The sequence below is a fragment of the Paraburkholderia fungorum genome (assembly GCF_046027605.1).
GTDB lineage: Bacteria > Pseudomonadota > Gammaproteobacteria > Burkholderiales > Burkholderiaceae > Paraburkholderia > Paraburkholderia fungorum_F.
In genome coordinates, this window is the sequence record NZ_JAQQEF010000011.1 from 157,871 (window position 1) to 177,292 (window position 19,422).

The following is a 19,422-nucleotide window of genomic DNA, read 5'->3' on the forward strand; positions in this document are numbered from 1 at the left end:
ACCTACTTTTCTTTGCCTGCCGCAAAGAAAAGTAGGCAAAAGAAAGCGGCTCACACCGCTAGCTCATAAGCGGGTCCCCTGGCTTGGAGGGGGTAGTGGTGCATCTGGAATCCGTGCTCTCGCACATTCGACGTGAGTGACACAGCAGTCATACTTCCGGCGGCGCTGCGCGCGCCGACGCGGTACTTCATAAAACCACGCGCCGTTTTTACGCTCGTCAGTACTTCATAAGCCGCTCGATGTATTCAATGCACACGGCGCTTTAAGAAGCAGCTAGCCGTTTTACGCCTCGCAGTAATTCACCAATTCGCTCGTTGCACTTGCCTCGACATTTCAGAAAGCAGCTAGCCGTTTTACGCCTGGCAATAGTTCACCAATTCGCTCGTTGTACTTGATCTCGGCGCTTCAGAAAGCGGTTAGCCGTTTTTACGCCTGGCAGTAGTTCGTCAAGCTGCCTGCAGCATTGGGTTGCCCACAGCACTTCAAAAGCCGGCTTGCCGTTTTCAGAGCCCAGTCGCACCGATATGCGGCTAGCTACGTTTAGCGTTGGTGGCAAATTCAAAACACTGGATCCGTTGGCATTTCGCCGAGGCGAAGCCGACGGCCCCCCAACCACGTCGAAACGAAGCCACGGGTTTGCATGTGAACCCTTCCGGCGAGCACGTAGTGCGAGGCGGGAAGCATGATTGCTTTGTCGCTAACGCGGAGTGTGCGGGGGCACGGATTCCAGATGCACCACTACCATGACTGCGCGGGGTACCCGCTTAAGAACTAGCGGTTTGAGCCGCTTTCTTTTGCCTACTTTTCTTTGCGGCAGGCAAAGAAAAGTAGGTGCCTGCCCCGCACAGGGGCGACGCTAATACACCAATAGCAGATCAAGGAAAGGCCAACGCCGTAGGCACACAGACAAAGCGCCCGCAGGCAAACAGATCAAGGAAAGGCCAACGCCGTAGGCACACAGACAAAGCGCCCGCAGGCAAACAGATCAAGGAAAGGCCAAACGCCGTAGGCAAACAGCGAAAGCAAGCCCCTGCCTGCAAGGCAACCCAAAACCCCCGGCTGCCTTGCAGGCAAAAAAATCACTTCCTCAAAGAATCGAGATCAACCACAAACCGATACTTCACATCACTCTTAAGCATCCGTTCATAAGCCTCATTAATCCCCTGCATCGGAATCACTTCAACGTCCGAAGTAATCCCATGCTCGCCACAAAAGTCGAGCATTTCCTGCGTCTCGGCAATCCCGCCAATCAGCGAACCCGCCAGACGGCGACGCTTCATGATCAGATTGAACACCTGCGGCGACGGATGATCGTGCTCCGGCGCACCCACCAGCGTCATCGTCCCATCGCGCCTGAGCAGATTCAGAAACGGATTCAAATCATGCGGCGCAGCCACGGTATTCACAATCAGATCGAAGCTGTTTGCATGCGCTTCCATTTCTTCAGCATTCTTCGAAATGACAACCTCATGCGCACCCAGTCGCTTCGCATCTTCAATCTTCGACGGCGACGTCGTAAACAGCACGACATGCGCGCCCATCGCGCGGGCCAACTTCACGCCCATGTGACCGAGGCCGCCAAGCCCGACGATCCCGACCTTCTTGCCAGGACCGGCGCCCCACGTGCGCAGCGGCGAATACGTCGTGATACCCGCGCACAGCAACGGCGCGACACCCGCCGGGTCGAGATTCTCCGGCACGCGCAGCGTGAATGCCTCATCCACCACCAGTTGCGTCGAATAACCGCCGTAGGTGATCTGACCATCAAGCCGGTCCACACCGTTGTACGTGCCGACAAAACCGTTTTCGCAATACTGCTCAAGATCTTCCTTGCAGCTCGCACACGTGCGGCACGAGTCGACGAGGCAGCCCACGCCCACCACGTCGCCTGCCTTGTACTTCGTCACGTCCGGGCCGACCGCCGTTACGCGGCCGACAATTTCATGGCCCGGCACCACCGGAAAAACCGTGTTCTTCCATTCGTTACGTGCCTGATGCAAGTCGGAATGGCACACGCCGCAAAACAGTACTTCCATTTGCACGTCGTGGGCGCGCAGTTCGCGTCGCTGGATTTCGAACGGGGCGAGCGGCGCGGTAGCGTCGGTCGCTGCATAGGCATAAGTCGTGCTCATGGGTAGCTCCAGCAAAGAGGGTGATGTCGCAAGGCGCCGACGATGGGCGACGCGTGTCGCCGATGCGGCCAAACCTTGTTATGAACCGGGATCACCGCGCAGGCGGTGGTCGACTTATTCACCGAAACAGTGAAGGGACGACCGAGCCCGGCGCAGCGCGGAAAAGATGATCCGGCAGGGTTCCCATAGTAGGAGCCGGGAGCGAAGCAGGGAATACCTGAATATCTTGAAGGTTTGCCTAAAACTCCTGGTGACGAGCGCAGTAGGTCGTTTGATGCTAAATTTCAAGCATTATTCTCTTGCACGTCACTATACCGTCATGTCAACCCGTTCTATTGAACCCGCCCCGGCCGAGCTCGACGCGCGCAATCGCGATCTGGTCGATGGCAATTCCGTCGAGCACAATCCGGCCGACTGCGACCGCGTCGACGGCGCCCCCGGCAATGGCACCCACGGCGATCCTGCCCAGCAGCGTCTCGTCGAATGGTTCGACGCGCTCGCGCCCAATCCGGGCATCACGCGCTCGAGCCTGGAAGGCGTCAATCTGCTGCGGGCCAATCAGCCGATGCCGCGCATGCCCGTGATGTACGAGCCGAGCATCGTGATCGTCTGCCAGGGTCGCAAACGCGGTTTTCTCGGCGATCAGGTGTTCCAGTACGACGCGCAACAATACCTGGTGCTGTCGGTGCCGCTGCCGTTCGAATGTGAAACCGAAGCGAGCGCGGAAGAGCCGTTCCTCGCGATCTCGGTGCGGGTCGATCTGACCATGGTGGCCGAGTTGCTGATGGCGCTGAACGAAACGCAAGGCACCACACAGCACGAACCGCTCGGCATCTATTCGACGCCGCTCGATCCGGCGTTGTCCAATGCCGTGCAGCGATTGATGGAAGCATTGGCTTCGCCGCTCGATGCGCGCATTCTCGCGCCTGGCGTGGTCCGCGAAATCTGTTATCGCGTGTTGACGGGCGAGCAGGGCGACGCGATTCGCGCGGCGCTCACGCATCAGAACCATTTCGGCCGCATCGCCAAAGCGCTCAGGCGCATCCACGCCGACTATCACGGAGAACTCGATGTCGATACGCTCGCCGCTGAAGCGGGAATGAGCCTCGCCGTTTTCCATGCGCAGTTCAAAGCCGTGACGGCCACCTCACCGATGCAATACGTGAAGACCACGCGTTTGCATCACGCGCGTTTGTTGATGGTGCAGGACGGCTTGAACGCGGGCGCGGCCGCGGCACGCGTCGGCTATGAAAGCGCGTCGCAATTCAGCCGTGAATTCAAGCGCCTGTTCGGCCTGAGCCCGGTCGATGAAGTCAAACGCATGCGCACCGTGTACGATGCGCCGCCACCGCGCATCGTCAAGCCGGTTGCCCGGTATGTGACCGCGGTATAAGCGTGCGTTCGCAGGAAGCGTCATAGCCCGCTAAACCAGTTGTACCCCTGGTCTTCCCAATAGCCACCAGGGTTCGTGTTGGTCACGAAGATCGCGGCGATGTGCTTGGGATTCTTGAAGCCGAGTTTGGTCGGCACGCGCAGCTTGAGCGGATAGCCGTATTTGGCCGGCAGCGGCGCGTCGCGGAAATCGAGTGTCAACTGGGTTTGCGGATGCAGCGCTGTCGCCATGTCGAGGCTCGAGTAATAGCGGTCCGCGCATTTGAAGCCGACATAGCGTGCGCTCAGATCGGCGCCGATTCGTTCGAGAAAAGTGCGAAACGGCACGCCTCGCCATTGCCCGATCGCGCTCCATCCTTCGATGCAGATGTGGCGCGTAATCTGTGAGGCCTGCGGTAAGGCGCGCAGTTGATCGAGATTCCACGTGCGCTTGTCGGACACCAATCCGGACACTTCCAGCTGATACGTGGAACCGTCGATATCCGGCGCATCGAACTCCGGATAGAACGCGTTGAACGGGAACGGGTCCGTGATTTCGCTTGCCGAATAGGTCGGCGCGAGTTTGTTGCGATCGAACAGCCATCCCTGCACGCGATCGTTCCAGCGTGACATGGCCCACAACACCTTGTCGACCGAATCGCCGTCCTGCATGTTGCAGCCCGAGAGCATCGCGAGCGCGCCGATCGAAAGCGATGAGCGCAGCAACAGGCGCCGTTGCAGGCGTTCGATTTGCGGTTTGTGGTCGGCGAGGATAATGCGCGTGTTGCGCGATTCGCGCGAGTCCGGGCGTTTTGATTCACTCATGCCTCGCTCCTTTTGTGCGCGGAGAGCCGGGCGCGGCCGGTCAGCATCGGCAACAGCGTGCGCGGCACCAGCAGCACCAGCGCGAGGTGCACGACGACGAAACCCACCACGCCCGCCATCGCCACGAAGTGCACGCGACGCGCGAAATCGAAGCCGCCGAACAGCGCGGTAAGCCACGAAAATTGCACCGGTTTCCAGATCGAAAGCCCCGACGCAACCAGCAGCACACCAAGGCACAAGACGAACAGATAAAGCGCGCGCTGCACCGCGTTATATTTGCCGGTATCGTGCGGCAACCTGAGTTGCATTGCCAATGCGGCATCGTGTAAGACATCGCGCGGATAGACCGGCAATAGCTTGCGACGGAAATGCCCACGCGCGATGCCATACGTCAGATATAACAGGCCATTCGCGCATAACAGCCACATCGCCGCGAAATGCCATGCAATCGAGCCGCCCAGCCAGCCGCCAACGGTCGCCCACACCGGGAATCTGAACGGAAAGAAGGGCGAAGCGTTATAGATCGCCCAGCCGCTCATCACCATGCAGACCATCGCGAATGCGTTGATCCAGTGCGTGATTCGTACGACGAGCGGGTGCACGACAAAACGCGCTTGCGGTTCGGACATGGTGGGAAGTGGCGACACAAGGAAAAAGTTGAAAGCCGCGTCATCAATTGACGCGGCGATTCGAACGGCTGAAGAAACGCCGTATTACATCGGCGGCGTTACACCATGCTCGCCTGCCGAAATGAAATTCGCGGCCATCGAGCCGTCGGCTTCCTTATGGGCGAACAGCACAACTTTCGCGCCCGGCACCAGCAGCGAACGGTCACCCGGTTCAAGCGCGACGATAGGCACGTCTTGCGGAATCACGACCTTCTTTTCGCCGTCCTTGTACTTGACGGTGATCGTGCGGCCGTTGCTGACCACGAGCGAGCCCACCGTGCCGTTAGTCATCGTGCTGTTCGAGCCAAGGTCCCACGGGCGATGACCGTCGCCGGAGCCGCGCATGCTGGCGGGGAACACGTGCACTTCGAGCGCCTTCAGCGTGCCGTCGGGCTGCGGGATCGCTGCGGTACCGACATAGCTGTCCGGCTTGATGTCGTTCACATTGGCGAGCGTGACGCCGCGAATCGGCGTGTCCTTGCTGAGCTTCACGTCAACGTCCTTGCCGTCGCGCGTGTGGACCTTGAGCAGGTCGCCCGAGAGCGAGGTCACCGTGCCGCGTACGCCGGTAGGTGCGGTACTCTGGGCCTGCGCGACGGATCCTGCGGCGAACAACGAGGCCGCGACGAGCACGGGGGCGACGAGGCTGCGCATCGCATTAGCGGAAACAATCTTCATGAGTCTGCTCTGGGTGGGTGGAGGATAGGGTCAGGTTAGGCGCGCGAGTGGCTCCGGCGAGTGACAGACGGATGACAAAAACGTCATGAACGGTGCGCCGCGGCCACGTAGAATGACCGGCATATCCAAGTCCATATCCATGGCCCACGCGCGCGGCGGCGCACGGGGCGGGAATCCAGGCATCATGAGCATCCTCGTCATCGAAGACGACCCGAAAACCGGCGACTACCTGAAGAAGGGGCTTCGCGAAAGCGGCTACGCGGTCGACCTCGCGCGCACCGGCACGGACGGCCTGCATATGGCGCTGGAACATGCGTACGACCTCGTGGTGCTGGACGTGATGCTGCCCGGCATCGACGGCTGGGAAATCATGCGTGCGCTGCGGGCGCGACGCGATTTGCCGGTCATTTTCCTGACCGCGCGCGATCAGGTCAGCGACCGCATTCGCGGCCTGGAACTCGGCGCCGACGATTACCTCGTCAAGCCGTTCTCGTTCACAGAGCTGGTGTTGCGGATCCGCACGCTGTTGCGCCGCGGCGTGATCCGTGAAAGTGATGTGTTCGAGATCGCCGACCTCAAGCTCGACGTCCTGCGGCGCAAGGTGACCCGCGAGGGCGTCGAGATTCCGCTGACCAACAAGGAATTCATGCTGCTGCATCTGCTGGTACGCCGGCAGGGTGAGGCGCTGTCGCGCACGCAGATCGCCTCGGAGGTGTGGGACATGAACTTCGACAGCGACACCAATGTGGTCGACGTGGCCATCAAACGGTTGCGCGCCAAGGTCGATCATCCGTTTGAAAAGAAGCTGATTCATACGGTGCGCAGCATCGGCTACACGTTCGGCGACGGTTCATGAAATTGTGGACCGAACGTTCGTTGACGGCTCGCACCACGGTGCTGTTCGCGACGATTGCGTGTGTCGTGATCGGCACCTTGGGTGCCTATTTCTATCACTCCGCTCAGGTGACCTTGCAGCGCCGCGCGGACCTGGTGCTCACCGGCCGCGTCGAGCATTTCAGCCGCATCGTGCACGATCTCTATTCGGTAAGCGAATTGAAGAGCCGGCCTTTGCTGTTCGAGAGCATGCTCGGCGCGGAGCAGGACGTGTTGCTGTTTCGCCGTCCAGGCGAAGCGCCGTTCATCGATGTAAATCCGGCGAACGTCGCGGTGCCTGAACTGCACGCCGGCACAGAAGACAGGTTGCCGACGCTCTCGGATATTCGCCAGACCCTGTTGCCGGACGGCGTTCCGGTTCATTGGGCGATCGCCGTCGTCAAGGCGCGCGAGGACGGCAGCGCAATCGAAGTGATCGCCGCGCATCCGATGACTCAGGAAGTACGGATGCTGGCCGCCTACCGCAATCGCATCTTACTGGCCACGCTGACCGGTATGCTGGCCGCCACGTTGCTCGCCTACTACGTGTTGCGGCACGCGTTTCGGCCGGTGCGGGAGATCGCCACGCGGGCGGCACAGATCAGTCCGGCGAGTTTGTCGGTGCGGCTCGACAGCGAAGCCGCGCCGGTTGAATTGCGTCAGCTGACACACGCCTTCAACGCAATGCTCGACCGTCTCGCCGATGGTTATCAACGCCTCTCGCAGTTCTCCGCCGATCTGGCGCATGAGATTCGCACCCCCGTGGGCGCGTTGATCGGCCAGACTCAGGTGACGCTCGCCAAGCCGCGCGAAACCGATGAATATCAGCAATTGCTCGAATCGAATCTCGAGGAACTGAGCCGTTTGAGCCACATTGCGGAGAACATTCTGTTTCTCGCGCATGCGGATCATGCGGCGTTATCCATCGACCGTGAGCCGGTCGATCTGCGTGGAGAACTCGTCAGGATCGCAGACTATTTCGAAGGTCCCGCCGACGAACGCGGCATGCGCTTTACCGTCGAGGCTCAAGGCGTGGCGTCGGTCAATCCGATGCTATGCCGGCGGGCGATCAACAACCTCGTCGTCAATGCGGTGCGATATGGTTCGGGCAATACGGTAGTGCGTCTGAGCGGCACGCAGGACGAACAGGGCGCGACGGTCGTGGTGGAAAACGACGGTGCGCCGATTCCTGGCGAGCAGCTGGACCGCCTGTTTGATCGTTTTTATCGCGGAGATGCCGCGCGTAGCGAGTTTACCGAATCGAGCGGGTTGGGACTCTCGATCGTCAAGGCGATCATGCATTTGCACGGCGGCACGGCGCGCGTGGTGTGTCCGGCGCCAGGCGTGGTGCGTTTCGAATTGCGTTTTCCGGGCGTTTAGCGGGCTGCCTGTACGGCCGCGGTCGTGGCCGGCTCATGGCAGCACACGCAGAGCTTGTTGCCGTCTGGATCGCGGAAGTACGCGCCGTAATAGTCCGCGTGATAGTGGGGACGCAGGCCCGGTGACCCCTCGCAGGCGCCGCCATGAACAAGCGCCGTAGCATGCGCGCGATCGACCGTGCCGCGGTCCGCGGCGAGGAGCGCTGACATCTGGCCGTTACCTACGGTGGCGGGTTGACCGTCGTAGGGCCTGGCGATCACGAACAGCGGCCGTGGTGCATCGGCCGCCATCCATGCCGCCCAGCATGCATCGTCATCACGGAACTTGAGCCGCAGCCCTAGCGTGTCCATGACCGCGCTATAGAAATCGAAAGAACGCTCGAAATCCGTAATGCCGACGAATACGTGGGAAAGCATGGATGTCGCTCCTTGTTTGCTCTGTAGTGCAATGGCCAGTGATTGTCACAGCGAAAGTAGTTGCTCAAGATAGTGCGCAACCCCATCCTGATGATTGGGCAATGCCTGAGGAAGATTTGGCAAATGACGTTGCAACTCGAGCATAGCATTGCCCATCAGCACGCCATGGCCCACCGAGCTCAAGAGTTCGAGGTCATTCATTGCATCTCCGAAGGCGATGGTTTGTGCCAAAGGGATGTGTTGACTGGCGAGGAAGCGTTTGACCGCTGTCATCTTGTTTTGACCGCGAGAGACGATATCAATCGTGAGCGGCGAAGATTTGCTTAATGCGGAGTCGACGCCGAAGCGCTCATGTAAGGTACCGAATGCGCTATCGATTTCAGCATCGGCGCCTTGTAGAAGAATTTTAAATGCCGCAATACTGTGCATCTCTCGCTCAGAGTGATAGTGACAGGTTAATCCTGAATTTGCGATATAGTCCGCGAAGTAGGGATTCTGCGTTACACAATGCCATCCACTGTGTGAAAAAAGCGTGACGTGCAAGGGAAGGCGTCGGATAAAGCGCAAGATTTCCTGGCTTACCGCAGGCGCTAGCGTCTGTTCCCACACGGGGAGCAGCAGTGGATCAGTTTTGATGAGGGCGCCATTGCAGGAAACGACAGTTGGCGTGAAGTCGATTTTTTCCAGAATTCGCCTGGCATCCGCATCGAGCCGCCCGGTGGCAATGACAATCGCCATATTGCGTCTATGCAGAAGCTCCAGGACCTTGATTGAACGGTCAGAAATATTTCCTTGATCATCGAGTAAGGTTCCGTCGAGATCGATAACTGCGGCGCGCCATGGTTCAGACGAATCTGTATGGAGCAAAGATTGTAGCGTCATTAATTCTCTCCGATGGGTCGATTGAATGCAGGATCAATTTTCGATGACCTGGCATTTCTTCTCCAAAGGCACTTGCGGGCGGACTGATGTCTCTATCATGCCATCCAGTATCCCGACAAAACGTGCTAAAAGACACGCTACCGTTTCTTCCGCTAGTTCACTGGCGTCGTAAAACAGGCGGAGTTGCAAACCATCCTTGTGCGGGAACAGGCAAAATACCGTTTGATGGTTGCTGCCGGAAACCACCTCCAGCAAATTGAAACGGAACGGCAGGTCGTTGTCGAGAGGTGCTTCAGGCATATTCTCGAACACGAACAAGCTGCCAAAAGGAGAGACAGGGAGCCAGTTCTGGTCGTATTGGTTCAGTTCATGGAAGGCAAATTGCTGGCGATCCCTCTGGGTACGGGAGATGTCCTCAAGCAAGTCGGACATGCTGCGCTGTCTAATTGCTGTTAAGCGCAATACCGGGCTGGCCACAAACAAGCCAACCAGATGCTCGGCGTTGTCGATTTCGGCCGGCCGTTCGCTCATTGTGGTTCCGATACAAATGTCGTCCTCGTCCAGTCTCTCCGAAAGTGCCAATATCCAGGCCAATTGGGTGAGTTGATTTGCAGTATAGCCGTGCAGTTTTGCAAACTTATACAAGGCATCATTCTGCATGGATGTCAATGCCGATTCCACATATCGCATACGGAACTTACATCGGCTATCAACCGTTTCTCCTGCGTCGCCAGGCAGTCGCTGATTGAGCTTTGCGCCTTGCAAGTATGGTTCCCAGAATGCACGCGCTCGCGTGCTATCGAAATTACGTTGCAGGAACGCCGAAAACGGCGCAAAACTACGAGGTTGCTGCGTCGGCGGAATGCCTTTTTGAAGCGCAACATAGGCCGCACTAACCTCCTTCATCATGGTGCCGAGGGACCATCCATCAAACAGAATATGGTTGAAGGTATGGATTAGTACATGGCGTTCGGTTTCCGCGCGAGCGATAAATAACCGGAATAGCGGGGGATGTTCAAAGTCAAACGGTTGATTACGCTGCTGCAGGATTGTGTGATGCAATGCATCGCGTTCGGCTTCGTCATCAAGCCCACTCCAATCGACAATCTGAAAAGGTAACGTAACCTGCTTGCAAATAAAGATATTCGGGTCGCCAGGAGAGGCGCCATCGCTAAACCCGGCTCGCAGGATGTCGTGCTGTGACACCACATGTGCCCATGCCCTGCCGAGAAGTTCCGGCTCGAGTTGCCCATTTAGTTCATGGACTATCTGGTCAATCTGAAAATCTGAATTGACACGATTGAAATACATCAATTCACGCTGACAGTGGGTCGCACGGTAAATGTTTTCAATGGCATGTTCTTTCTGTAGTCGATCAAGCTCGGTCAATGTGATCGCTGCATCGGGGAAATCACCTGGTGTAAACAGACTGTGTCCCAGTGCCGATCTGGCCGCGCACAGATCAATGATCTCCTTAAGTACCTCACAGAAGTCGTTCGCGAGTTTTTGTGCAACGTCATGACGCAGTCGACTCGTCAAAGACAGAAGCAGGCGTTGCTGAAAGACACCGCCGACGATATTGATAAGGTTGTTGTCGACGTTGAGCGTATCGACGTGGGCGCCGCAACCTTCGGTAGCGAGCTGCCAATGATCGGACGGCTCGCTGGATATAAATTGTCCCAGATAGTTGAAGCTGATCGGGGGCAGCTCATATGCCTTGAGTTCATTCTCTTCTGCGTTCCCGCTACGCGCATACCTAAGCGCACCAAAACCAATTCCTTTGTCCGGAATTGCTCGCAAGCTTTCCTTGATGTGTCGTACAGTGCTGGTCAATGTCTCCTTTACTGCCAGCTTGATTGGATATAAACAGGTAAACCAACCAACCGTACTCCGGATATCCAGACCCGGATCGATTTCTTCCCGCCCGTGACCTTCGAGCGTCAACCAACTCTCCGATTGACCGTGCCAGCGCTGCAATGCCACGCATAGCGCACTTAGCAGGAGATCGTTAATCTCGGTGTGAAACGCACCCGCTGTCTCCTTGAGCATGCGGGTCGTCTGTGCCACGTCAAGCAGGATCGGCGTTTGATGATACTCATCAATAATGTCATCACGTAGCCGATAGTCCGGTTGGTTGGCAATCTGCTTCTGCCACCAGGAAATCTGGCTTGCGTGTTGTCTCGCGTAGTCCTCGACAGCAGCGACCCATTGCCGATAACTACTGCCTTTATTGCCGAGGCATTCTCCATGGCATAGCGCTTTCACGTCATTGAGAAGAATGCGCCAGGAAACAGCATCTATGATTAGATGGTGGGCCGCGAACCAGAGTTCGCACGCGTTGTCCTCCAGTCCGTCGATGTAGGCCACGCGCCACAATGGACCATGAAAAATATCGAAGTCACATTGCAGTGCAGTCAACTGCGCGTGGCGTTGTGCTTCGCTCATCCGCGCGAGATTCAAGTGTTCAATTCCGGCGAATGTCGTCGCTGAATCCGGCAGGTATTCCTGCTGCGGTCCTTCAGGCGTATCTACAAAACGGCAGCGCAGCATGTCGTGACGTAGCGATATCGTTGAAAACACGGAACGGATCTGTTCGACAGTAATTGAGTCGGGCAGCGTCAGACGGAACGCCTGATTGAAATAGTTGGGCCGTGGTAGTTGATTGGCAAAGAACCAGGCTTGTACAGGCAAAAGTCCAAAACGCCCTGTCAACGCTCCTTGTTCTCCAACTGGCAGGGGCTTGGCCTCATGGTTTTCCAGCCACGCCGCCAACTGCGCAACAGTCGGAGCGGCAAGCACATCCTTTACCTGCAAACAATGCCCCGCACGGCGCAGACGCGACACCAGGCTGATGCATACGATTGAATCTCCCCCGAGCCGAAAGAAGTGGTCGTGGATGCCTATGCGGTCTAATCCCAGCACTTCTTGCCAGTGAATACAGAGAGCGGTTTGTAGGGCGGTTTCCGGCGCGTGGTATCGACGGCCATCCAGCCATTCCGGTTCCGGTAAAGCCGCACGCTCCAGCTTGCCGTTTGATGTTAGCGGAATCGCATCGATAAACGAAATAGTGCTGGGCAGCATGTAGGCCGGTAAAAGGCTCTCGAGAGCAACGAGTAAATCTTCTCGTTGCGGCCGACAGCCGGCTTGCGCCACAACATATGCCACGAGCGCCTTATGGCCGGCGTGTTCCAGGTCAATTACCACGGATTGCTTTACGCCATCTAACGTGTTAATCGAATTCTCGATTTCCCTTAGCTCAACACGATGGCCTCGAACCTTGATCTGACTATCAATACGACCGAGATATTCAATGTTTCCATTTGGAAGCCACCGGCCAAAATCTCCGGTTCGATAAAGGGTTGTATAACCGCGGCTGCGATCTTCGGTGGTCGAAAAAGGGTTGGGAATAAAGCTTTCCGCAGTAAGCGCTGGTTGGTTGAGATAGCCACGTGCCAAGCCGGCTCCAGCGATGTGTATTTCACCCACGACTCCCACAGGCTGAATTTGTCCAGTCCTCGACAGGATATAGACCTGACGCGTGTTGATCGGCCGACCTAGCGGAACGCCGGCTGACCAGCCCTGTGTATCGAGATCAAAGGTTGTAGTGAAAGTGGTGCTTTCCGTTGGACCGTACCCGTTCAGAATATGTCGTGGCCGGGTCGGACTTGCTAGCAGTTCCAGCATGATATCGCTGCTCAGCGCTTCGCCCCCGACAAGCAGCACTCTCAGGCTGGCGAACATGTCCGGCAGTTGTCGATAGAGGCTATCAAACAAAGCACGTGTCAGCCAAAGTATGCTCACTTTTTGCTGGGCTAATAAATGGGCGACGTCGGCAGCCATCAAACTTTGAGTCGCGGGAGGCAAAATCAGGGTAGCGCCGTTACATAGCGCCCCCCACACTTCAAACGTAGCCGCGTCAAAGCTGGGATTCGAGAGAAACAGGAATGTATCGGCGTTCGTAATTTCGACAAAGCTGTTATCGCGCACCAATGAAACTACCCCTCTGTGCGGAATCTCAACTCCTTTGGGCTGCCCGGTTGTACCGGACGTATACATGATGTAGGCAAGATCATCCGGATCATTGATTAGAGGAAGGTTTTGAGTTGAATGATCCAGTTCCTTCGAAACGCTCACCAAATCCGCTGAAAGGCGCGCCTCTATCATTATGTCCTGTAATTGTGCCTGCCATTGGTCTGATGTGATAATCAATGGTGGTTTGGAGTCGTCGATCATAAAGCGAATACGCGAGTTGGGATAGGCGGTCGAAAGAGGTACCCAGGCTGCACCGGCCTTTAGCACGCCCAGCATTGCGATGATAAAATCGAAGCCCCGTTCGAGATAAATGCCAACTGGTGTGTTTTCAGGAAGCTCATGCCCGTGCTTTCTTTCAAATTGCAGGCGCAACTCGCGGGCCAGTTGATTTGCCCTGGCATTCAGCGTCTCGTAACTCATGACGTCCAGTCCCATGCGCAAGGCCACGTTCGGTCCGCGGAGCTCTGCAACGTCTTGTACCAGTTTCTGAATGCTGGCTCGATGCGGATAAGCTGTTTCAGCAGGGTTTAGAGCGCGCAACTCGCATTGTTCCCTTTCATCAAGCAGAGGGAAATCGCCGATTGGTGTGTCAGGCTGCAGTAACAGCTGCCGCAAAAAAGTGCAGTAATGCCGGGAACAGGTTTCTATCTGGTCGAGGGAAAATACATCGTGTAGGTATCTGAGACGAAAATCGAATCGGTCCTCGTACTCGTGATACTCCAGCAAAATTGATGCGCCGCCTATGTCATCAAAATACCGCTGGTTGACTTCAGCGCTGCAATTGGCGAGTTGAATCGCATAATCGCGTAAATCCGTTTGCGCGAAACCCGCATCAAAAGATTCAATGCCGCAAGCTTGCGCAATCTGATGAGTGGGCAGCTCCGTATAACGAGCACCACAGGCGGAGCGGGCATCCCTAAAAAACTGCAAATTTCTCTGATACAGCTGGCGAAAGGAGCTTTTCTGTATATTGCACATTGGCAGCATGGCAACGTTAACGTGCGCTCCCATCGAAAAGTGATGACCCGCGGCGATTGAGACGGGAAAGCTGATCTGCGCTTTGTCGGTGTTGCCGTAGCGCGCGAGGAGCGCTCCCCAGGCACCGATAAACAGGTGGAACGGAGCAATATGCCGTAGCGGTTTATCCGGCCTCCATTTTTTTAGTTCGGCCTTGTTGAGGGAGAACATTACGGCGCCACTATTTCTGTCGGTGTCCTCAGGCCGCGTTAACTCGGGGAGCGTATTCGAGGGACTGAAATCACAGCTTCGCTGTTTCCAGAACGTTTCCGCACCTGCTACACGCAATTTGTCGCAATCACCTCGAATTTTCTCATTGATGGTCGAAATTTCCTGTACGGTCAACGATTTTGGATGAATGGATCGATTGTACCGTGCCTCCAGAAACTTGAATAAATGATTGCCTGAGATGCCGTCAACGATCAAATGATGCAGGACGATAATTAATTCATATTGTTCCGGTTGCTTTTCAAATATGCCAAATTTATACAAAGGTCCTAGTTCGATGTCGAAAGAGTGGTCGACGAATTTTTGCTGGTTCTCGAGGCCGCGGAAATACTGGAGTTCCCCTGGGTGATGATTTTTTATCCAGTATAACGTTCCCGCTTCCTCGAGCAGGTGACTATCGAATAGAACATGATCGGCAATGAAATCGTCAATCGCCGTTTTCAGTCTTGGAATATCCAGCTCCCCATGGATTGTTTGATCCACGACTACGTTATAGGCCCGGGAATCCGGGGCGATCTTGAACTCATTCCAGAAAATGGTAGAGTAGGGCGAGCATTTTATCTTGTGCATGAGATTTCCACGGGCCGAGAAGATTAATGAATCGGAAAAGAGAGTGAAATTAACGTCTGTCGACTCGCCCGATCCAAACGTGATCCTGGTCAAACGGTTGTATATCAGTCACGTAGCCTAATAGCATGCAGACCGACTTCTCATGTAAAACCGGGATGTTCTGGAGAATTTGAGGGGCGCGTTGCTCGTGAAGCAGAATGCGGCAATTTTTGCGAAATCTCGCGGCTACTCCAAGACTCCACTTAAAATGAAAATCTGTGGTGTCTGACACGTCGATAATTTCGGCATGAGTTTCCGTTATTCCGATAGTCAGATATTTATTTTCGTGATGCAGGTAGTGAATCTCGAGATATAACGGATGTTGGGAGAGATAATCGCTGGTTTTTTTGTCACGTTTCCGACCAAAATGATTGCGCCAGACCTCATCGGGAATTTCGTGCGCGTGCACATGTTCATAGGGTTGAATGGTTTGAGGTTGGCAGGTGACTTCTATGTAGCGAATAATTTGCGTGTTTGGCGTGAAATATCTGGAGAAGATTTTTTGATAAATTCTGGATTTTCGTTTGTCCGAAAAACACATAACAAGGTCCGCGTCATCGATATATGATTTGCGAAATAGATCAATCACCAGATTTCTCGATTTGCAGTGTTTATCGATGCCAAAGTCGCTAAGCAGATTGACTTTAAGTGCGTAATTATTAACGCGAAAATCATAACGTTTTGAATAAATGATCCCAAGGCAATCCTGATTTTTTTCAAAGCAAATGGCTCGATTATTTATAGACCCGTTGTCGAGCGGATCGTAAAAATTTTTCCATTTGAAATACTGTCTTCCACCCAGATCTCTTTCGAAAAAATTAGCAAGTAAATCGTAATCTGTCTCTTGTATCGCACGTCGAACAAACATAATTGTCTCCAGTGAAAAGCCGGTCGTTAATCAATTCAAATTGGCGGCCAGGCCACGGCGATTGTGGCGACAGTGGAAATCTTCCCGCCATGACTTATGTCGTCTGCGCGGCTGAGTGAAATCGATGGCTCGCAAGAGGCTTGTATGGGCGAGAAATTGGATGAGCACTTATGTTCATCGCTCAACGCCCTCAAGCCAGCTGTATTGATATCCAGTGAAAACGCAGCGAGACCGTTTTTTCCGGTCTGCGCCGGACCGATAGGCCGTAACACGAGTCCCAACCGACGATAGAGTCGATCCATGCTGGAGGGCGCGACACCTACTAATTGACGGATTCCCAGGCTTTGGGAGCGAATAAAGATGAAGCGAAGGAGTTCGCGAATTCCTGGGATACTGCAATCTACGCCGTTGTCGAAAGTAGTGAACCGGGATAGCTCCCACGTAAATGAATCGCTGATCAACGGAATGGAACACAGGTCGGGAAAAACTTCGGAAAGCAGATAGGGCCGCGTGGTAGGCAACAATCGAGCATAGCCGCAGATACTTCGACCCTTTGTATAGGCGATTACACAGACGGTATTGCCCCGGTCAAATTCGTCCCATTCCTCGATAGTGCCGGGACCGACTAACGGTAAGTCCCATTGCAACTGCTGGACGAATACCGTATGCCGGTATCGGCCAAGTTGCTGCCGTTCCCGAGGGCTCAGCTTGTCCATTGTGGTGAATACGATCTCTTCCATAGTCTGCTCGGTAGCTAAAGTAATCCGTAGGCAATGGCATAGGCTGCTGCACTGGCCTTGGACGGGGCGTTAAGTTTTCTCTTGCAATTTTTCAGATGAAAATTCACCGTATCGACCGAAATGTCGAGTGCATTTGAGATACCTTTGGCTGACTTTCCGTCGGCGGTCCAACGAAGAATTTCAATTTCACGCTGTGTCAGTCTGGCGTCGGTGGCGGTATTGCTCTGTTGATCGGCAATTCGACTGAAGCAGGACATTGACAATTGCCCGAGCGAGAGGAGAAAAGGCCGCAACGCCTTGATCTCACTGGCGCCTAGTGGCGTGCCTTGTCTTGCCAGCGAATAAACCCCGACCTGACCACGAGCGTCCCAGCAGGGTTGTGAAATGCCGATTGCAAGTCCCGCCGATTTGGCTTCGTCCCATAAGTGTTCTGCGTCGGCAAACAGCCGGTCGGCCCATATGACCGGGGTCAGGTCACCCGATTCGAGTTTCGCTATGGGATCTATTGTCAGATACTCCCTTTCTCGATATCTCGCCACCCATTGCTCAGGATAGGAGCTTTTGATAACGATATTTCTGGAGCAGAAAGGCACGCGATTTACGTAGCCGAACGCGCAATACGAAAATCCGAGATCCAGAGAGGCGCGCGACAGGATGGAAAACGCGCGGTCAGTTGCTTCGCAGGTTTGTAATTCGAGGAATAGATCGCTCCACCATTCAGATAGGTCTTGGGACATCACTGGACTCCGCTATGCAAGTTTGTTTATGGACTAGTCTTTATATAAGTAGTTCTCGCTCCATCGGGTATGTACTGTAATAAAAATGATGATCGACATCGCAGTCAGAAATTTCTGCTTATATCGTAAATCATAAACTCGGCCCACTTAGCCGAAAGGTGCCATTTCCTACCAATTTCTGGCTGTGACGTATAGGCGCATGGCGCCAATTATTCGGTCCCGCAGCGCGGAGATGAGTGCTCAAAAAAGATGAAAGAGCACCTATGGAGGATATTCCTATTTTTAGAATAATTTATTCAGACGGTGGCTCGAATCGTTCGAACGCCAAATCTCCCCCGGCATGATGATCCACTCAGTGAGCGGAAAATGGCCTGGCGATGTGACACACCACGTCTCGTGGTAAGCGGCCGGCAGTTGAACAATTCCAGGCATTCATGAATGCGCGGCGATCCTTTAGCAGTGCGGTTACTCTTCAACATCGTAATTAGAAAAACTACCAGTCACGGGAGTTGTTCGATAATTGGCTTTGTGTAATTGTTCGAGCTTCCGGATTGATGTTCATGAATCGAATAGCAATTGACAGTTTTTACTTTTACTTGATAAAAAGGAGCTTGCTGTGGCCCAATCGCTTTCAGATATGTGTGACTTTCCCGTTTTTGATCCCGCTAAGGACTGGATCACGCTGGAACAGAGTCATGCGAATGAGGGATTTAATCGAGCCTGTGCGTATGTGAAGAGTCGCGCAGCGGAAGATAACCTCTCGATGAGCTTCGCGGAAAAAAAATCACGACCCTATCCGGTTATGTCGGGTGTGTGCGCCCTCCATGCAGGAACGGAGGAAATTCTGGCGGCGAGAATTGGGTTAATTTTTAGCGCATTACAGAAGATTGTTTCTGCCTATCGCACGGACGCTAATCTTCAGGAATTTCTGGCAATTCCGAAGCAATTGAACCAATGGGTCAAGGAGGACGCGGCGCCATCCAACAACCAGGTCGACTTGTGCCGCTTCGATCTGATGGGACGCACGCTGTCGGAACTCAAAATCATTGAGTTCAACTGCAATGCGCCCGGGGGAATCGTGTACGCGGGCATGATCAACCGTTATTGGCGCGAGGCGCCATTTGCCTCCGCGCTGATCGAATCGTGGGGCGGCGGCGCGTCTACCTTCGAACAGAGCGACTGGGTTGCAACGTGGTTGTCAAAGCTTGCGCATCGGCGCGGCATGCGCGATATCGAAGGTATTGGACTATTGCATCCGGCGGAAGGAAACATCCTGGAATTGCCGCATCTTAAGAAGCGCATCGAAGCGTGCGGCCTTCGCTCGGTCATGCTGACGCCTGAGCAGATCAACCAGAGCGACGCTCACACGTTCCAGCTCGCCTATTTGAAGTATGGCGTGCAGCGCGCGATTCAGGACGTCGGACAATGGGGTCAGTTCTGCCGGAGCGTGGTGGAAGGCCGGCTCGTGATTCAGTCGTCGCTGGCGGGACGTTGGGTCGGTGACAACAAGTTGTGCGTCGCGGTCATGTCCGATTCACGCTTTTCCTATCTGTTCAACGACGCGGAGCGCGCGGCGATCCGCACCATCATTCCGACGAGCCGCAAGCTCGGCGACGGTATCAGTCAGCGGGAAGTGATTCAGTACAAAGACGACTTTGTTGTCAAGCATCCGTACGGAACGCGCGGCGTCTCGGTTTTCGTCGGGCGGGACTACGATCAGGTCGAGTGGGCGGAACTGATAGGCAAAACTTCGTCGCTCGGTCATGTGGTTCAGAAATATGTCGACTCAGACTTTGAGGTCGACGGCGAATCTTGCTTCAGGGATCTGGTGGTGATGATCGCGAGTGGCGCGATTGTCGGATACGGATCGCGAGTGAGCCGGGCGCGCAAAGTCAATATCGCGCAGGACGGTCGGAAGATGGCGGTATTGAGTTCGCTGCAGGTCACTCACTAATGAGACCAGCGG

Annotated in this window: 14 protein-coding genes; 4 read left to right on the forward strand and 10 right to left on the reverse strand. The window is 55.1% G+C overall.

The features are described 5' to 3' along the window. Positions 1-1,079: 1,079 nt before the first annotated feature. Entirely contained in the window at positions 1,080-2,132 is a 1,053-nt protein-coding gene (locus PQR53_RS19830) for an NAD(P)-dependent alcohol dehydrogenase (protein WP_408457303.1), read from the reverse strand. 319 nt (positions 2,133-2,451) lie between these two features. On the opposite strand from PQR53_RS19830, the gene PQR53_RS19835 reads away from it, so the two are divergent. Continuing rightward, on the forward strand, positions 2,452-3,525 hold the full coding sequence (locus PQR53_RS19835) for an AraC family transcriptional regulator (protein WP_408457306.1): 1,074 nt from the start codon (positions 2,452-2,454) through the stop codon (positions 3,523-3,525). A gap of 20 nt (positions 3,526-3,545) precedes the next feature. On the opposite strand, the gene PQR53_RS19840 is transcribed toward PQR53_RS19835, so the two are convergent. The 3 genes from PQR53_RS19840 to PQR53_RS19850 all read right to left on the reverse strand — a co-directional run bounded on the left by PQR53_RS19840 (position 3,546) and on the right by PQR53_RS19850 (position 5,674). Then, positions 3,546-4,328 (reverse strand): molybdopterin-dependent oxidoreductase, encoded by a 783-nt coding sequence (locus tag PQR53_RS19840; protein ID WP_408457309.1) that lies wholly within the window; start codon positions 4,326-4,328, stop codon positions 3,546-3,548. Next, a complete protein-coding gene (locus PQR53_RS19845; protein WP_408457311.1) occupies positions 4,325-4,957 on the reverse strand; it encodes a cytochrome b/b6 domain-containing protein in 633 nt (210 codons plus the stop codon). The genes PQR53_RS19840 and PQR53_RS19845 overlap by 4 nt, the downstream gene beginning before the upstream one ends. Before the next feature lie 84 nt (positions 4,958-5,041). Continuing rightward, a complete protein-coding gene (locus PQR53_RS19850; RefSeq protein ID WP_408457314.1) occupies positions 5,042-5,674 on the reverse strand; it encodes a hypothetical protein in 633 nt (210 codons plus the stop codon). 184 nt (positions 5,675-5,858) lie between these two features. Between PQR53_RS19850 and PQR53_RS19855 the strand changes: the two genes are divergently transcribed. After that, the gene (locus PQR53_RS19855; protein ID WP_408457317.1) at positions 5,859-6,530 is read left to right on the forward strand and encodes a heavy metal response regulator transcription factor; all 672 of its coding nucleotides are present in this window, start codon (positions 5,859-5,861) and stop codon (positions 6,528-6,530) included. Further along, on the forward strand, positions 6,527-7,927 hold the full coding sequence (locus PQR53_RS19860) for a heavy metal sensor histidine kinase (protein WP_408457319.1): 1,401 nt from the start codon (positions 6,527-6,529) through the stop codon (positions 7,925-7,927). Before PQR53_RS19855 ends, PQR53_RS19860 begins: the two co-directional genes overlap by 4 nt. On the opposite strand, the gene PQR53_RS19865 is transcribed toward PQR53_RS19860, so the two are convergent. Genes PQR53_RS19865 through PQR53_RS19890 form a run of 6 tightly spaced genes read right to left on the reverse strand, consistent with a single transcriptional unit; the run spans position 7,924 to position 17,456 of the window. Continuing rightward, on the reverse strand, positions 7,924-8,343 hold the full coding sequence (locus tag PQR53_RS19865) for a VOC family protein (protein ID WP_179737675.1): 420 nt from the start codon (positions 8,341-8,343) through the stop codon (positions 7,924-7,926). The genes PQR53_RS19860 and PQR53_RS19865 overlap by 4 nt on opposite strands. A gap of 45 nt (positions 8,344-8,388) precedes the next feature. Beyond that, complete coding sequence (locus PQR53_RS19870; RefSeq protein WP_408457322.1) at positions 8,389-9,225, reverse strand: HAD family hydrolase; 837 nt, start codon at positions 9,223-9,225, stop codon at positions 8,389-8,391. Between the two features lie 33 nt (positions 9,226-9,258). Then, complete coding sequence (locus PQR53_RS19875) at positions 9,259-15,072, reverse strand: non-ribosomal peptide synthetase (protein ID WP_408457324.1); 5,814 nt, start codon at positions 15,070-15,072, stop codon at positions 9,259-9,261. A gap of 49 nt (positions 15,073-15,121) precedes the next feature. Next, a complete protein-coding gene (locus tag PQR53_RS19880) occupies positions 15,122-15,979 on the reverse strand; it encodes a hypothetical protein (protein ID WP_408457327.1) in 858 nt (285 codons plus the stop codon). A gap of 35 nt (positions 15,980-16,014) precedes the next feature. Beyond that, positions 16,015-16,719 (reverse strand): acyl-homoserine-lactone synthase, encoded by a 705-nt coding sequence (locus PQR53_RS19885; RefSeq protein WP_179737661.1) that lies wholly within the window; start codon positions 16,717-16,719, stop codon positions 16,015-16,017. A gap of 14 nt (positions 16,720-16,733) precedes the next feature. After that, positions 16,734-17,456 carry an autoinducer binding domain-containing protein gene (locus tag PQR53_RS19890; protein WP_408457330.1) on the reverse strand — a complete coding sequence of 241 codons (723 nt, stop codon included), beginning with the start codon at positions 17,454-17,456 and terminating at the stop codon, positions 16,734-16,736. A gap of 946 nt (positions 17,457-18,402) precedes the next feature. On the opposite strand from PQR53_RS19890, the gene PQR53_RS19895 reads away from it, so the two are divergent. Further along, positions 18,403-19,410 carry a hypothetical protein gene (locus PQR53_RS19895; RefSeq protein WP_408457332.1) on the forward strand — a complete coding sequence of 336 codons (1,008 nt, stop codon included), beginning with the start codon at positions 18,403-18,405 and terminating at the stop codon, positions 19,408-19,410. Positions 19,411-19,422: the final 12 nt, after the last annotated feature.

What these genes read in the sequence shown, in the direction of transcription:
- PQR53_RS19830 (WP_408457303.1), bottom strand. Translation starts at nt 2,132, where the DNA reads ATGAGCACGACTTATGCCTATGCAGCGACCGACGCTACCGCGCCGCTC.
- PQR53_RS19835 (WP_408457306.1), top strand. Translation starts at nt 2,452, where the DNA reads ATGTCAACCCGTTCTATTGAACCCGCCCCGGCCGAGCTCGACGCGCGC.
- PQR53_RS19840 (WP_408457309.1), bottom strand. Translation starts at nt 4,328, where the DNA reads ATGAGTGAATCAAAACGCCCGGACTCGCGCGAATCGCGCAACACGCGC.
- PQR53_RS19845 (WP_408457311.1), bottom strand. Translation starts at nt 4,957, where the DNA reads ATGTCCGAACCGCAAGCGCGTTTTGTCGTGCACCCGCTCGTCGTACGA.
- PQR53_RS19850 (WP_408457314.1), bottom strand. Translation starts at nt 5,674, where the DNA reads ATGAAGATTGTTTCCGCTAATGCGATGCGCAGCCTCGTCGCCCCCGTG.
- PQR53_RS19855 (WP_408457317.1), top strand. Translation starts at nt 5,859, where the DNA reads ATGAGCATCCTCGTCATCGAAGACGACCCGAAAACCGGCGACTACCTG.
- PQR53_RS19860 (WP_408457319.1), top strand. Translation starts at nt 6,527, where the DNA reads ATGAAATTGTGGACCGAACGTTCGTTGACGGCTCGCACCACGGTGCTG.
- PQR53_RS19865 (WP_179737675.1), bottom strand. Translation starts at nt 8,343, where the DNA reads ATGCTTTCCCACGTATTCGTCGGCATTACGGATTTCGAGCGTTCTTTC.
- PQR53_RS19870 (WP_408457322.1), bottom strand. Translation starts at nt 9,225, where the DNA reads ATGACGCTACAATCTTTGCTCCATACAGATTCGTCTGAACCATGGCGC.
- PQR53_RS19875 (WP_408457324.1), bottom strand. Translation starts at nt 15,072, where the DNA reads ATGCACAAGATAAAATGCTCGCCCTACTCTACCATTTTCTGGAATGAG.
- PQR53_RS19880 (WP_408457327.1), bottom strand. Translation starts at nt 15,979, where the DNA reads ATGTTTGTTCGACGTGCGATACAAGAGACAGATTACGATTTACTTGCT.
- PQR53_RS19885 (WP_179737661.1), bottom strand. Translation starts at nt 16,719, where the DNA reads ATGGAAGAGATCGTATTCACCACAATGGACAAGCTGAGCCCTCGGGAA.
- PQR53_RS19890 (WP_408457330.1), bottom strand. Translation starts at nt 17,456, where the DNA reads ATGTCCCAAGACCTATCTGAATGGTGGAGCGATCTATTCCTCGAATTA.